General features: G+C 70.5%; 10 protein-coding genes and 2 pseudogenes. 7 read left to right on the top strand and 5 right to left on the bottom strand.

Annotation, left to right across the window (positions count from 1 at the left end):
- Positions 1 to 22 precede the first annotated feature (22 nt).
- Positions 23 to 484 carry a VOC family protein gene (locus tag ACZ67T_RS01785; RefSeq protein ID WP_469981000.1) on the bottom strand — a complete coding sequence of 154 codons (462 nt, stop codon included), beginning with the start codon at positions 482 to 484 and terminating at the stop codon, positions 23 to 25.
- Positions 485 to 745: 261 nt separating this feature from the next.
- Between ACZ67T_RS01785 and ACZ67T_RS01790 the strand changes: the two genes are divergently transcribed.
- From ACZ67T_RS01790 to ACZ67T_RS01800, 3 genes are all read left to right on the top strand, one after another.
- A complete protein-coding gene (locus tag ACZ67T_RS01790; RefSeq protein ID WP_469981002.1) occupies positions 746 to 1579 on the top strand; it encodes an FAD binding domain-containing protein in 834 nt (277 codons plus the stop codon).
- Positions 1576 to 4359 carry a molybdopterin-dependent oxidoreductase gene (locus ACZ67T_RS01795; protein WP_469981004.1) on the top strand — a complete coding sequence of 928 codons (2784 nt, stop codon included), beginning with the start codon at positions 1576 to 1578 and terminating at the stop codon, positions 4357 to 4359. Before ACZ67T_RS01790 ends, ACZ67T_RS01795 begins: the two co-directional genes overlap by 4 nt.
- A gap of 276 nt (positions 4360 to 4635) precedes the next feature.
- Positions 4636 to 5994: a diacylglycerol/lipid kinase family protein gene (locus ACZ67T_RS01800; protein WP_469981005.1), complete on the top strand. Its 1359-nt coding sequence runs from the start codon at positions 4636 to 4638 to the stop codon at positions 5992 to 5994.
- Between the two features lie 230 nt (positions 5995 to 6224).
- Here ACZ67T_RS01800 and ACZ67T_RS01805 read toward each other — a convergent pair whose 3' ends face one another.
- A complete protein-coding gene (locus ACZ67T_RS01805; RefSeq protein WP_469981007.1) occupies positions 6225 to 7385 on the bottom strand; it encodes a magnesium and cobalt transport protein CorA in 1161 nt (386 codons plus the stop codon).
- 183 nt (positions 7386 to 7568) lie between these two features.
- On the opposite strand from ACZ67T_RS01805, the gene ACZ67T_RS01810 reads away from it, so the two are divergent.
- A complete protein-coding gene (locus ACZ67T_RS01810; protein ID WP_469981008.1) occupies positions 7569 to 8717 on the top strand; it encodes a winged helix DNA-binding domain-containing protein in 1149 nt (382 codons plus the stop codon).
- 22 nt (positions 8718 to 8739) lie between these two features.
- Here the strand turns inward: ACZ67T_RS01810 and ACZ67T_RS01815 are convergent, their stop codons facing one another.
- Both ACZ67T_RS01815 and ACZ67T_RS01820 read right to left on the bottom strand, forming a co-directional pair.
- Positions 8740 to 9384, bottom strand: coding sequence for a LysE family translocator (locus ACZ67T_RS01815; RefSeq protein ID WP_469981010.1), 645 nt, complete (start codon positions 9382 to 9384; stop codon positions 8740 to 8742).
- 90 nt (positions 9385 to 9474) lie between these two features.
- A pseudogene (locus ACZ67T_RS01820) lies at positions 9475 to 9672 on the bottom strand (LuxR C-terminal-related transcriptional regulator); the annotation flags it as partial.
- 278 nt (positions 9673 to 9950) lie between these two features.
- Between ACZ67T_RS01820 and ACZ67T_RS01825 the strand changes: the two are divergent.
- The 3 genes and pseudogenes from ACZ67T_RS01825 to ACZ67T_RS01835 form a co-directional block, all read left to right on the top strand.
- Positions 9951 to 11090: pseudogene (locus ACZ67T_RS01825) on the top strand (recombinase family protein); the annotation flags it as partial.
- 378 nt (positions 11091 to 11468) lie between these two features.
- Positions 11469 to 12302 (top strand): transposase, encoded by an 834-nt coding sequence (locus ACZ67T_RS01830; protein WP_469981359.1) that lies wholly within the window; start codon positions 11469 to 11471, stop codon positions 12300 to 12302.
- Positions 12299 to 13945: an AMP-binding protein gene (locus tag ACZ67T_RS01835; RefSeq protein WP_469981011.1), complete on the top strand. Its 1647-nt coding sequence runs from the start codon at positions 12299 to 12301 to the stop codon at positions 13943 to 13945. Before ACZ67T_RS01830 ends, ACZ67T_RS01835 begins: the two co-directional genes overlap by 4 nt.
- Positions 13946 to 14033: 88 nt before the next feature.
- On the opposite strand, the gene ACZ67T_RS01840 is transcribed toward ACZ67T_RS01835, so the two are convergent.
- The gene (locus ACZ67T_RS01840) at positions 14034 to 14834 is read right to left on the bottom strand and encodes a hypothetical protein (protein WP_469981012.1); all 801 of its coding nucleotides are present in this window, start codon (positions 14832 to 14834) and stop codon (positions 14034 to 14036) included.
- Positions 14835 to 15081 lie beyond the last annotated feature (247 nt).

A 15081-nucleotide genomic window follows, 5' to 3' on the forward strand; every position in this document is an offset into this window, starting at 1 on the left:
CGCGCCTACGCGCCGCACCACGTCAGTCGAGGCAGAACTCGTTCCCCTCCGGGTCGGTCATCACGATGTAGCCCGTGCTCAGCGGGGGAGCGGGCTCATCGCGCCGTACCCGCGAGGCGCCGAGCGCGACGAGCCGGGCGCACTCGGCCTCGAGCGCCGCCATGCGCTCCTGGCCCTCCAGTCCGGGTGCCGCACGGACGTCGAGGTGGACACGGTTCTTGGCGGCCTTGTCCTCCGGTACCTGCTGGAAGAACAGCCGCGGGCCCTGCCCTTCCGGGTCCTCGACGGCCGACCGCGTGTTGCGCTGTTCCTCCGGTACGCCGATCCGCGCGAGGAAGTCGTCCCACGCGGCCAGTGGGTCGGCGCCCTCGGGCACGTCGACGCCGGGCGGGCCGGGGTGGACGTAGCCCAGTACGTCGCGCCAGAAGGACGACAGTGCCCGCGGGTCGTGGGCATCGAAGGTGACCTGGATGTGGCGGCTCACGGGGTGCTCCGTTCGTGGCGCGGTGCGTCGGTGCGGGCAGCGGGTCCGCGGCGGAGTGCGTCCGCGGCCCTCGCATCACCCTGGCACCTCTCGCGGACAGATACGGTCCGCGACCCCGGTGCGCCGAAGGCAAAAGCTGCTTGGTCGTTCAACCAATGCCCACCGCATCGGGGTGACGTTTTCCGTGTGGTGCACCAGTCGTTTCCGGCCCTGCTCCCGGCTTCACTGGCTGTGAGGCAGCAGCTGAGGGGCGTGGGAGACATGGATCTGAACACGGTGAAGGACGTGCGTGACGGCCGGTTGCGGGAGCCCTGGCAACCGGGCGACGCGTGGCTGGGCGGGGGCACGTACCTGTTCTCCGAGCCGCAGCCTCATCTGCGGCGCCTGGTGGATCTGAGCCGCATGGGCTGGGAGCCGCTCACCCTCGGCGCGGACGGGACGCTGGAGATCGCGGCGACGTGCACCATCGCCCAACTCTCCCGCTTCGGGCGGAAGTTCGAGGCCGCGGCGGCGCCGTTGATCGAGCAGTGCTGCCGTGCCTTTCTCGCCTCGTTCAAGATCTGGAACATGGCGACCGTGGGCGGGAACCTGTGCAACGGGCTGCCTGCCGGGCCGATGATCTCGCTGACCGCCGCGCTCGACGGCACCTGTCTCCTCCAGTCGCAGGCCGGAGTGAGACGGACCGTGAAGGTCGCCGACTTCATCACCGGCGCGGGCCGCAAGGACCTCGGCGCGGGCGAGCTGCTCCGCTCGGTCACCCTGCCCGCGCGGGCACTCGGCTGCCGGACGGCCTTCCGCCAGGCGTCGCTGTACGGGCTCGGCCGCTCGGGAGCGCTGGTCATCGCAACGCTCGATCCCGTGGACGGGTCGATGGCGGTGACGATCAGCGCGGCGACCGTACGGCCCTTCCGCCTCTGGTTCCCCCTGCCGCCGGACAAGGGCGAGCTCCGGCGGGCCATCGAGGCGGCCGTCGGCGAGGACGACTGGTTCGACGACATCCACGGACTGCCCGAGTGGCGGCGGCACATGGGACTGCGCCTCGCCGAGGAAGTCCGCCACGAACTGACCCAGCTCTCCCAGGACGGTGCACGATGAGCTTCGACATCGAGGTCAACGACCGGCACTTCGACACCGAACCGCGGGCCGGCCAGTGTCTGCGCACCTATCTGCGCGAGCGCGGCTGGTTCGGGGTGAAGAAGGGCTGCGACGCGGGCGACTGCGGCGCCTGCACCGTCCATGTGGACGGGGAGCCGGTCCACAGCTGTCTGTACCCGGCCGTACGGGCACAGGGCCGCACCGTGACGACCGTCGAGGGCCTCGCCTCCGCGGAGGGTGAACTCCACCCCGTCCAGCAGAAGTTCCTCGGCGCCCAGGGGTTCCAGTGCGGCTTCTGCACCGCCGGATTCCTGATGACGACGGCCGCCCTCGAAGCCGAGCAGGGCACCGAGCACGACGACGGCAAACTGGACGACCTGCCCCGCGCCTTCAAGGGCAACATCTGCCGGTGCACCGGATACCGCGCCATCGAGGACGCCGTGCGAGGCGTGCAGCACACCGAACGTCCCTGTGCGGGCAAGGCGGTCGGCAAGAGCCTCGGCGCGCCCGCGGGCCCCCAGGTCGTGACCGGCACCGCCCGCTACACCTTCGACGTCGAAGTCCCCGGCCTCCTCCACATGAAGCTGCTGCGCTCCCCGCACCCGCACGCCCGCATCGTCTCCATCGACACCGCGGACGCCCTGCGCGTGCCCGGCGTGCACGCCGTCCTCACCCACGAGGACGCCCCCGCGACCCTGTACTCCTCGGCCCGGCACGAGCACCCCACCGAGGACCCCGACGACACGCGCGTCCTCGACGACACCGTCCGCTACGTCGGCCAGCGCGTCGCCGCCGTGGTGGCCGACAGCGAACAGGCCGCCGAGGAGGGCTGCCGGCGGATCGAGGTGGTCTACGACCAACTCCCGTACGTCACCGACCCCGAGAAGGCGATGGCCCCCGGCGCCCCCGTCATCCACGAGGGCAAGGGCCCCGAGGTACGGATCTCCCGCGTGGAGAACAACGTCGCCGGTGAGGTGCACGGTGAGATCGGCTCCGTCGAGGACGGCTTCGCCGACGCAGATGTCGTCTACGAGGAGACCTTCCGCACCCAGCGCGTCCAGCACGCAAGCCTGGAGACCCACGGCTGTGTCGCCTACTTCGAGCCCAAGGAGGACGGCACCGGCGAGCGCCTCACCGTCCGGTCCTCCACCCAGACCCCGTTCCTGACGCGCCGCGCGCTGTGCGCCCTGTACGGCCTGCCCGAGGACGAGGTCCGTGTCGTCGCGGGACGTGTGGGCGGCGGCTTCGGCGGCAAGCAGGAGATGCTGACGGAGGACATCGTCACGCTGGCGGCACTGAAGCTGCGGCGGCCGGTGAAGCTGGAGTACACGCGCGCGGAGCAGTTCTACGGAGCGACCACCCGCCACCCCTTCACCATCGGCATCAAGGTCGGCGCCCGCACCGACGGCACGCTGACCGCGATCCAGATGCGTGTCGTCTCCAACACCGGCGCCTACGGCAACCACGGCCCCGCCGTCATGTTCCACAGCGTCGGCGAGTCGTTCGCCGTCTACCGAGCCCCGCACAAGAAGGTCGACGCGTTCTCCGTCTACACGAACGTGGTCCCGGCGGGCGCCTTCCGCGGCTACGGCCTCGGCCAGGTCACCTTCGCCGTCGAATCGGTCATGGACGAACTGGCCCGCCGACTCGGCATGGACCCCCTGGTCTTCCGCGAGAAGAACATCATCGGCCCCGGCGAGCACATGCTCAGCCCGATCGGCGAGGAGGAGGACCTCCACATCGCTTCCTACGGCCTCGACCAGTGCCTGGGCGTCGTGCGCAAGGCGATCGCCGAGGACACCAGCGCCGAGCAGGCGCCCGAGGGATGGCTGGTCGGGCAGGGCACGGCGATGGCGATGATCGCCACCGGCCCGCCCGGCGGGCACTACGCCGACGCCCGCGTGTCGCTCCTGTCCGACGGGACGTACGACATCGCCGTCGGGACGGCCGAGTTCGGCAACGGCACCACCACCGTCCACAAGCAGATCACCGCCGGGGCCCTCAACACCACCGAGGACCGCCTCACGATCCGGCAGTCCGACACGGACGTCGTCCGCCACGACACCGGCGCCTTCGGCTCCGCGGGCACGGTGGTGGCCGGAAAGGCCGTCCTTCTCGCCGCCGGCTCCCTCGCCGAACGGCTGCGGACCTTCGCCGCCCGGCACACCGGCGTCGCCCGCCACCTGTGCGTACTCGGGGCCGAGGCCGTCGACTGCGCGGGCCGGGTGGTGACGCTGAAGGAGTTGTACGAGGCGGCCGAGGCGAAGGGCGCCATGGACGAGGTGGCCGCCGACGGCCACTGGGGCGGCTCCCCCCGCTCCGTCGCCTTCAACGCCCAGTGGTTCCGCCTCGCCGTCGACCCCGGCACCGGCGAGATCCGCATCCTGCGCAGCGTCCACGCCGCCGACGCGGGCAAGGTCATGAACCCGATGCAGTGCCGCGGCCAGGTCGAGGGAGGCGTGGCCCAGGCGCTGGGCGCGACGCTCTTCGAGACGGTACGTGTCGACGACCGCGGCGAGGTCACCACCGCCGCCTTCCGCCGCTACCGCCTCCCGCAGTACGCCGATGTCCCGCGCACCGAGGTCCACTTCATGGAGACCACCGACGCCATCGGCCCGCTCGGCGCCAAGTCGATGAGCGAGAGCCCCTTCAACCCGGTCGCCCCCGCCTTCGCCAACGCGCTGCGCGACGCCACCGGCGTCCGCTTCACCGAGATGCCGGTGACCCGGGACCGCGTCTGGCTGGCCCTCGACCGGCACGACTCCGTGCCGGGCGCGTGAACGGGTCGCACCACGGGGCGCCCGGCCTGAACGTAGCTCCGGCTGTCTTCGCGTGGCGTCAGGCGTCAGGTATCGGGCGCCGGGTCAGCATGGTTGTCCAGGCCCCCGGAGAACGAGGTTGCGAGGTACCTCGCCAGTGCACACATCGGCCTTCACTCGCGGCCGGAGCCGGGGACGAAACGCGCTCGACGGAGGCGAACGCCGGATTCGACCCTGCCAGGATGTCCCCATGGCCCGAGACATCACTCGGCCGGACAGGGCTGTGGAGAGGACGCCATGGGCAGGACGCGCGCGACGGCCCCCGGCGGGAGCGGGGCCGCGCGGCTGTTGGCACGTCTGGCCGTGCTCGCGGTGGCGGGTTCGCTGGTCGTGCTCGGGCTCGCGCTGGGGGAGGGCGGCCTGCTCGTCGTCGGTGCCGGGCTCCTGGGGCTGATCGTCTGCGCGGTCGGCGTCTGGTGGTTCGTGGCGCACCGCGGACTGGTGCGGCTGGGCGGAGCGCTCCTCACGGTCGTGGCCCCCGTCGCCGTCCTGGTGCTCTACGCGCACGGCGGCCTGTGGCTGACGGCTCTGGTCCTCTGCCTGTGCTGGGGCGTGGCCCTGGCCTGCGCGAGGACGGCGCTGCGTATGTCGCGCCCGCAGCGGCCGATGCGGACGAGGGCCGCTGCCCGGCCGAAGCGGCCGGTCCTGATCATGAATCCGAAGTCCGGGGGCGGGAAGGTCGGCCGTTTCGGGCTGGTCGAGCGGGCGGAGGAACTCGGTGCGCGGGTGGTCCTGCTCGATCCGTCCGCCCCGGCCGACGTCGCCGCGCTGGCCCGGCAGGCCGTGGCCGAAGGCGCGGACCTGCTCGGCGTCGCCGGCGGCGACGGCACCCAGGCCCTGGTCGCGGCGGTCGCCGCCGAGCACGACCTGCCGTTCCTCGTGGTCTGCGCCGGCACCCGCAACCACTTCGCCATGGACCTGGGCCTCGACCGCTCCGACCCGTCCCGCTGCCTCGACGCGCTCACGGCCGGCGAGGAGGTCCGGGTCGACCTCGGCGACATCGAGGGCCGGGCCTTCGTCAACACCGTGTCCTTCGGGGTGTACGCCGACGTCGTGCAGCGGCCCGAGTACCGCGACGACAAGGCGGGCACGGCGCTGACGCTCATGCCGGACCTGCTGCTCGGGGAAGGGGTGCGACGGCTCGACGCACAGGCCGACGGCACCGCCCTCTCCTCCCAGCAGGCACTGCTGGTCAGCAACAACCCGTACACGTCACCCGACGAACTCACCGGCGGCGGCCGCAGGCCCCGGCTGGACGACGGTGAACTGGGGGTGCTCGGGATCCGCGTGGAGGACGCGGCGCAGGCCGCCGACCTGGCCCTGCGGGGCTCGCAGTCCACCGGCCTGACCGTCATGACCGCACACCGCGTCGAGGTGACGACCGGCGCGGACGAGATCCCCGTCGCGGTCGACGGCGAGGCACTTCGGATGCCCACCCCGGTGGTCTGCACGCTGCGCCCGGGCGCGCTGCGGGTCCTGCTGCCACGTGACCGCCCCGGCGTCGTCGTACCCGAGCCGCCTGTGAACTGGCGACGGATCATCGACCTCGCCTTCCGCCGTACCGAGCGGACCACCGACGGTCAGACCCGCGCCTGACGGGCGGCGAACGCGGCCGTCACCGCGGCGCGGCCGACACCTCCCCCGCATCGCCGGACGGACGCGCGTGGTGCCGTGGCCTCGACCTCGATCCGCCCGCCGGCCGAAGTGCCCGAGGAGTTCATCCGTGAACCAGGCCGGAACCAGGCCCGGTGCTCGGGCCCGCCGCTCGGAGCGGGGCACGGCGCTTCAGCGGTACGTGTACGGGACAGCGCCCGGACCGGGACCTTCTACAGCCAGTCCCGCTTCTTGAAAATGACGTACAGGCTCGTGCACACCACTGCCATCAGCACGATCGCGAACGGGTATCCGCCCACCCAGTGCAGCTCCGGCATGTGGTCGAAGTTCATGCCGTAGATCGTGCCGACCAGGGTCGGGGCGAACAGGATGGCCGCCCACGACGAGATCTTCTTGATTTCCTCGTTCTGTTCGAAGCCCGCTTCGGCCAGTGCCCGCATCTCCGCGTTCTGCTGCTGGGTGACCTGCGTCGCGTTCACCGTCAGGATGTCCGCGAGGGCCTGGCGGAAGCCGTCCACGCGTTCGCTCGTGTGCGTGACGTGGTCGGCCACGTCGCGCAGGTAGCGCTGGAGTTCCTCGTCCGTGCGGTACTTGGCGAAGCCCGCCATCAGGGCGTGCAGCATGCCGACCAGGGGGCGGGTCGCCCGCTGGAACTCGACCATCTCGCGCGAGAGTTCGTAGATGCGCCGGGACACCTCGGGCGCTCCGGAGAAGACCTCCGTCTCGATCTCGTCGATGTCTGTCTGGACCCCGGCGACGACCGGGGCGTAGCCGTCCACCACCGCGTCGAGAATCGCGTAGAGCACCGCCTCGGGGCCGAGTTTCAGCAGCTCGGGGGAGTCCTCCATGCGGCGGCGCACACCGGACAGGTCGGGCGCCGCGCCGTGCCGGACCGTGATGACGAAGTCCGCTCCGACGAACACGTGCAGCTCCCCGAACTCGACCTCCTCGGGTGCGTCCAGGTAGCGGGCGGCGCGCAGGACGACGAACAGCGTGTCCCCGTACCGCTCCAGCTTCGGCCGCTGATGTGCCTCCAGAGCGTCCTCGACCGCGAGCGGGTGCAGGTCGAATTCGGCTGCCAGGGAGAGGAGTTCGGACTCGGTCGGGCGGGCCAGCCCGATCCACGCCATACCGTCCTGCTGTTCGCGCAGCTCGCGGAACGTCTCGGCGAGCGTCGCGGGCGACGACACCCGTACCCCGTCCCGGTACAGCGCCGCCTGCACCACGCTGGCCGTCTCGGACGCGGGGTCCGTGGGTGTGGCGGACGGGAGCGGCGCGGTACTCGGCTCGGGCTTCACCGGCGACTGTCCTGCGGCGCGGCGCCACATGTACTTCTTCGGTTCGGCTCCGGGGCGGGTCCGCCGCTCTGCCATGTCTCCGCCTTGCGTGTCGAAACGGCTGTCACTTCGGCCACTGTGCAGGATATATGGCCCCAATACGGCCGGTGGGGGAGTGATCGTCAGGGGGCGGCCGGCAGGTCGGGGGGGACGTGGCCGGCCGGCCGGGCGCTGGCTTGAGGCCAGTAGCTGTCCGCAAGTCCCGATAGCGTGCCGACCATGACCACCAAGCGGAGCACGGCCGAGGCAAGTGTGAGCAATGCGGCTACCCCGACCCTGTCGGCCCGGGCCCTGGGGCGTGCCACGCTCGATCGTCAGCTCCTGCTGCGGCGCTCGCCGGTCACCGTGAAGACCGCCGTGGAGCACCTGCTGGGGCTCCAGGCGCAGAACGTGAAGCCGCCCTACGGCGCGCTCGCCGCCCGGCTCGACGGCTTCGACCCCGCCGAGCTCTCCCGGCTCCTCGAGGACCGCGAGGTCGTCCGCATCGCCACCATGCGCTCGACCGTCCACCTCCACAGCGCCGACGACTGCATGAGCCTGCGGCCGCTCGTCCAGCCCGTGCTGGAGCGGGAGTTGAAGAATTTCACGAAGAGCCTCACGGGTGTCGACCTCGGTCGGCTCGCCGCGCTCGCCAAGACCTACGTCGAGCAGGAGCCGCGCACCCCCAAGCGGATCCGGGAACTGCTCCTCGCCGAGTGGCCCGACGCCGACCCCCTCGCCCTCACGATCGCCGTCCGCTGCCGGCTGCCGCTCGTACAGGCCACACCGCGCGGCCTGTGGAAGCGCAGCGGCCAGGTCGCCCTGACCACCGCCGAGCACTGGCTCGACCGCGCCGCCGACCCGGCCCCCGCCCCGGACGGCACCGTCCTGCGCTATCTGGCCGCGTTCGGGCCCGCCTCCGTCAAGGACATGCAGCAGTGGGCGGGCCTGACCCGCATGACGGAGGTCTTCGAGCGGCTGCGGCCGCGGTTGGCCACCTTCCGTGACCCGCACGGCGTCGAGCTCTTCGACCTGCCCGACGCGCCTCGCCCCGACGAGGACACCCCCGCCCCGCCGCGCCTCCTCCCCGAGTTCGACAACCTGCTGCTCTCGCACGCCGACCGCACCCGCGTCGTGCCGCTCGCGTACAAGGACCGCATGTGGAAGGGGAACATCGCCTATCCCACGTTCCTCGTCGACGGCCTGCTCGCCGGGCTCTGGAAGCTCGACGAGGCCAAGGGCGCCTCCGCCGCGCTCACCCTCCAGCCCTTCGGGAAGCTCACCGCACAGCAGCGCGACGCCCTCACGGACGAGGCGGAGACCACCGTGCGCACGCTGGGGGTCAAGGACCCGTGCGACATCCGGTTCGGGACCGTACGGCCGCAGTAGCGGCAGCCGGAGCGCGCCGGGATCAGTCGGCGCGGCCCGTCGCCGCGACCGTCACTCCCAGGCCGATCATCGCGAAGCCTCCCGTGCCGCCGATCAGCGACAGGCGCCGGTCGGACCGGGCGAACCACGTACGGGCGGCGGACGCCGTCAGGCCCCAGAGCGTGTCCGTGATCAGGCCGATCGAGATCGGCATCAGCCCCAACAGGAGCATCTGCGCGGGTACGTGACCGACCGAGTGATCCACGAACTGGGGCAGAACCGCCGCGAAGAAGACGATGCCCTTGGGGTTGGTCACCCCGACGAGCGCGCCGTCCGCAACCGTTCGCAGATCGCCGCGCGGCGGGCCCTGGGGCCCCCGGATGTCCTCGGCCCGCATCTCCTTGCGGTGCCGGAACGCCTGCACGCCGAGGAGGACCAGATACGCGGCTCCCGCCAGCTTCACCGCCATGAACACCGCGGCCGAGCGCTCCACCAGGGAGCCGATCCCGAGCGCCACGCCCACCACGAGCACGTACGAGCCGATGACATTGCCGAGCGCTGTCGCGACCGCCGTCCGCCGGCCGTGCGCGAGTGCGCGCCCGATCACGAACAGCACGCTCGGCCCGGGGATCACGATCACCAGGAGCGACATCGCCGCGAACGCCAGATACCGGTCGGTGGACACCATGTCCCCAGCATGTCCCTCAACCCACTTCGTCGTCCACGGTCCGCTTGAGGAATCGCTCCTGCCGCAGACGCGGGCCGCCTAAGACGGCAGCTACGGCAACAGCCCCGCCCTCCGGGCCGCCACCACCGCCTCCAGGCGCGTGTGCGCGCCCAACTTCCGCATGGCCGACCGCAGATAGCCCTTCACGGTCTCGGGCCGCAGGCCGAGGCGTTCGGCCGTGGCCGCGTTCGTCGCGCCGGTGGCCACCCACGCGAGGACATCCACCTCGTGCGGCGCTAGCCCCACGTCCGGAACGCGGCGGAGCCGGCGCCTCTTTTTTGGGAAAAGCAAGCCCCAGCAGCCGGACGCGGAGACGCGGTGGGAGCGGACAGTTCTAGAGGACGAGGGTGCCTATCGACGCCTCTTCAAGATCCTCTTTACGTCGCGAGGCATCGACCAGGCGAAGCTGCCTAACGCCCGTAGATCCACGCAGAGTTGGCGGATAAGATCCCAGACGTCAAGTGGCCCCGACAGCGAGGCAACGCTGCCGGGGCCCGCCAGTCTGACCCTTCAGAGACGAGACTGACATGACCCAAACTCTCACATCAGCCATCGACGTCGCACGCCAGCACACGCTCACTCTTCGAGCCGTCATCTATGCCCGAGTCTCCACGGAGGAGCAGAAGAAGGGCTTCGGCATCGCCTCCAGCGTGAAGAAGGGGTTGCGCCACATCGAGAAGAAGGGCTGGACACACGTCGAGACCTTCAAGGACGAGGGCTGCAGCGGCAGCCTCGACCACACCCAGCGCCCCGACCTCAAGCGCCTGATGGAGCTCGCCCACCAGAGCCCCCGCCCCTTCGATGTCGTCGTAGTGACCGAAGAACGCGCCATCGGCCGACGCGACCGCGCCTTCTGGCCCTGGGTATGGGCCCTGGAAGACATCGGCATCTTCGTCGCAGTCGTCCGCGGCGACTACGACAACACCAGCGAAGCCGGACGCTCCAAAATGCGCAAGGAGCAGGGTCGGGCCGAAGACGAGCGCATCATCATCCGCGACCGCACCCAAGGCGGTGTCCAGGAGAAGGCCGAGTTCGGGGGACATCCCGGCGGCGTCGCCCCCTACGGCTACCGCATCGAGAACCAAGGCAAAAAGGGTGAGAGCCGCATCGTCCTCGACGAGGGCGCCGACAATGAAGGCCTCCCCACACTGCGCCTCATGTGGACGCTCATCGTCAAGGAGGGCCACAGCCCCTCCGAAGTAGAAGACCTCCTCAACTCCGAGCGCCACCCCGGCCCGTCGGGCGACGGCTGGAAACAGGGCTCGGTACGGCACGTCCTCACCTCCACCGCCGTCCAAGAGGGCGTCCGCAGGTACCGGGACCCGAGAGGCGCCAAGATCCGCCTCGACGACCAGGGACAGCCACTATTCGGAGAGCCTGTCGTCATCCCGTACGACCGCGTCTTCAGCGACACGGAACTCGCGCTCCTCAACACGGCACTAGCGCGCACCGCACGCGGCCCAAGAACCTCCGGCGGACCCAGCATCCACCCCCTCAGCGAGCACATCTTCTGCCATTGCGGCTGCCACTACACCGGCACCAGCAATACGGGCCGCGACAACGCCCGGGTCTACCGCTGCGCGGGAACCATCAAGAAGCGCGACACTGAAACCGCCTGCACCTGCGGCTGCTCCCAAATCAACGCGGAAGCACTGGAGGCACGCGTCTGGGTCGAGATCTGCCAGCTCCTGGAAAGCCCTCAGCGTCTTACTGGCCTGGCTCAGGACTGGATTGATGTCATCAAGGGCAGGGACGTCAATTACGAGGAACGCATTGAAAACCTCGATAGCCAAATCGAGGCTGTGGAAGCAGCAATCGATGGCGCCTCCGCTGCGGCAGCACTCCGGGCCGCTGAGCGTAAGCTCGACAAGGAGGCTACCCAGGCTGCAATTGAACGGGCTGCGGCGGCTCTTCATGACGATCTGGATGACCTCGTCAAGCTGAGGCACGAAGCGCAGCAATGGCACGACGAAGTTCAGCGCGACAAGGTCCGTGCACGCGACCTCAAGGGTCTCTCGGATATTTCTCGCGAGAACCTGCACGCGATGACCGCTCGGGAGCGTGAAGGCGTCGTCGATCTGCTCAAGCTGAAAGTTACGATTCTTGGCCCGACGGTCAGGCGAACGCGATCCGACGATGGCATCAGCGCATGGTTCCGAGAGCGGGATCGAGTGGTCCCGGAACTGACCGACGAGGCCTGGGCTGCCGTGCAGCCTGTCGTTTCCGAGATGTACAGACGCGGAAGGCGCCCCAAAGATCCGCGTGCGCTCTTGGACTCGATGCTTCAGAAAGCGCGGACCGGCTGCCCATGGATGGAGCTGCCGTACGGCAATGTGTCGAGCATCTGGCATCGCTGGGTCCAGCGGGGGTACTGGGGGCGCCTGATGGCCGCTCTGGAGCCCTTCCCGGGCGCGTTGGTTCGGGAGCCCATTGTGCTGCCCTCGATCCGCGTGGACGGCCTCGTGGACCCGCGACTCTTCATCGACGAAGATGTTGTCAGTGATCAAGGCGACGTCTTCAAGAATGAAGGCGACGTCTTCAAGGCCTCCGACTACAAGATCAGCCCGTTCGAGCTGGAGAGCGCGCTCCTGGAGCACGAGGCGGTCGCCGAGGCGGCCGTGGTGCCCGCCCCCGACGAGGTGCGGCTCGCCGTCCCCAAGGCGTACGTCGTCCTCGCCGAGGGGTACGAACCCGGGCCCGGCACCGCGAAGCTGCTGTTCGAGCACTCGCGGGAGGTACTCGCGCCGTACAAGCGCGTGCGGCGCCTGGAGTTCGCCGAGCTGCCCAAGACGGTCTCCGGCAAGATCCGCCGGATCGAACTGCGCGAGCGCACGGCGCAGGGTTCCACGGCCGAGTACCGCGAGGAGGACTTCCGATGACAGGCGAACCCCCCACGACAACCGAGCCCCCGCCCCTCTCGTACGCGCACGGGACCGACCCCGCGCCGCTCCTCGGCGACACGATCGGCCGCAACCTCGACCGGGCCGTGGCCGCGTACCCCGACCGTGACGCACTGGTCGACGTGCCGTCCGGACGGCGTTGGACCTACGCCCGGTTCGGCGCGGACGTCGACGAGTTGGCGCGCGGGCTGCTCGCCCGAGGTGTGCTCAAGGGTGACCGGGTCGGGATCTGGGCGGTCAACTGCCCCGAGTGGGTCCTCGTGCAGTACGCGACCGCGCGCATCGGCGCGGTCATGGTGAACATCAACCCCGCATACCGCGCCCACGAGCTGGAGTTCGTGCTCAAGCAGGCGGGCGTCTCGATCCTTGTCGCCTCGGCCGAACACAAGGGCAGCGACTACCGGGCGCTCGTGCGGCAGGTGCGGGAGCGGTGCCCCGAGCTGCGCGAGACGGTCTTCATCGGTGAGGCCGGATGGGACGCTCTGACGGCGGGCGCGGCAGCGGTCACGGTGGAGCAACTCGACGCCAGACAGGCCGAGTTGAGCTGTGACGACCCGGTCAACATCCAGTACACCTCGGGTACGACCGGCTTCCCGAAGGGCGCCACGCTCTCCCACCACAACATCCTCAACAACGGATTCTGGGTGGGCGAGACGGTCGGCTACACCGAGCAGGACCGGGTCTGTCTGCCCGTGCCCTTCTACCATTGTTTTGGGATGGTCATGGGCAATTTGGGAGCGACGTCCCACGGTGCCTGCATCGTCATCCCCGCCCCGTCCTTCGACCCCGTCGCCACGCTCCACGCGGTCGAGCGCGAGCGGTGCACGTCGCTGTACGGTGTCCCGACGATGTTCATCGCCGAGCTGAACCTCGCCGACTTCGCGACCTACGACCTGTCGTCGCTGCGGACCGGCATCATGGCGGGCTCGCCGTGCCCCGTCGAGGTCATGAAGCGGGTCGTCGCCGAGATGCACATGGCGGAGGTGTCCATCTGCTACGGCATGACAGAGACCTCGCCCGTCTCCACGCAGACCCGCCGCGACGACGATCTTGAGCGCCGCACCGGCACGGTCGGCCGCGTCCTGCCGCACATCGAGGTCAAGGTGGTCGACCCGGTCAGCGGCGTGACGCTGCCGCGCGGCGAGCCGGGCGAGCTGTGCACACGCGGCTACAGCGTGATGCTCGGCTACTGGGACGAGCTGGAGAAGACGGCCGAGGTCATCGACCCGGGACGGTGGATGCACACCGGCGACCTCGCGGTCCTGCGCGAGGACGGCTACGTCCAGATCGTCGGCCGCATCAAGGACATGATCATCAGGGGCGGTGAGAACGTCTACCCTCGCGAGATCGAGGAGTTCCTCTACGCCCACCCGAAGATCGCGGACGTCCAGGTCGTGGGGGTGCCCGACGAGCGGTACGGGGAGGAGGTCCTGGCCTGCGTGATCCTCCGTGACCCGCAGGACACGCTCACCCTGGAGGAACTGCGCGCGTACTGCCGCGACCGGCTGGCCCACTACAAGACGCCGGCCCGGCTGCGCATCCTCGACGCGTTCCCGATGACGGTGAGCGGCAAGGTCCGCAAGATCGAGCTGCGGGAGGGGTACGGGGCCGACGCCGGCTGAGGAGTGCGAGTTCTTCTGCGGGGCCTCGTCCGGGCGCGATCGGCCCGGGTGGGGCCCCGCCCCGTGCCTCCGGCCGGACCGGCCGGGTCTACGCCCCCGCCGCTATCAGTTCGTCCGCCGGATTGTTGACCGGCTGGGGCATGCCCGCCAGGTCGAGGACGAAGAGTGGGACGTCGAGTGCGTCGGCGCGAAGGCGCGCGTCCTCGTCGTAGCCCGCGAGTGAGAAGTAGACGCAGACCGCCGACTCCGTCATGCCGGTCAGCCACAGGCACTCCACGTCCCGCAGGGTGGCGGGCCGTACCGAGGGCTCGACCTGGGCGACGACGCCGCGCGCCGCGAGGCCGATGCCGGACGAGGGGCGCTGGTCGGCGCGGCGGATGTCCCGGTAGCCGAGCCAGCGCAGATAGAGGGCGACGGCGGTGACCGCGTCGCGCGCCGTGCGGATGGCCACCGGCTGGAACGCGGGGCGCGGGACGGGAGCCGTGGGCGGCAGCGGAATGTGGGCGGGGCCCGGCCGCACGGGACCGGCCTGGTCAGGGCTGTCGGTCGTGGTCGGGTCCGCGGGCCCCGGCCATGTCGCGCCGCCCGCCGCGTCGGAGTCCGGCGACGCGTCGTGGCTCGGCGCCGGGTCGCCCTCGACCGGGATCCGCAGCACCGTGCCGCAGGCGCAGCCGAGCTCCGGGCGCGGCCACCGGTCCCGGCGCCCGCAGGCCGCGCACCGCACGGTCACCCAGTCGTCGAGCCAGGTGCGGTGCGTGACCGGCTCCGCGGGCGCCCCGCGCCGCAGCGGGGGGACGACCGGCGCCCCGCACGAGCACGGGTAGACCGGTGGCGCATACACCTGTTCACGCCGGCAGGCGGGGCACCGCACCGGCACGTTCTGAGCCATGACCCACTCCCGGCATCCGCCCGGGGCTCCGCACCCGGGCTCACGTGATGGCTTCCCGCCCTCGGGGCCCATCGTCCTCCAAACTCCCCGGCCGCGGCAGGCAGTCGGGCGAGATGCCTCCTGATCCGTCGGCGAGAGGCCGTCCCTTGACGCTAGGGAGGTCGCCGCCTACATTGCTTCCATATAGCAGAACCTAGTTTCCGCAATGTGGAAACCGGTAGCTGAAGACAGTACGAAGACAACACGG

The sequence above is a fragment of the Streptomyces sp. NPDC107517 genome, assembly GCF_055582645.1.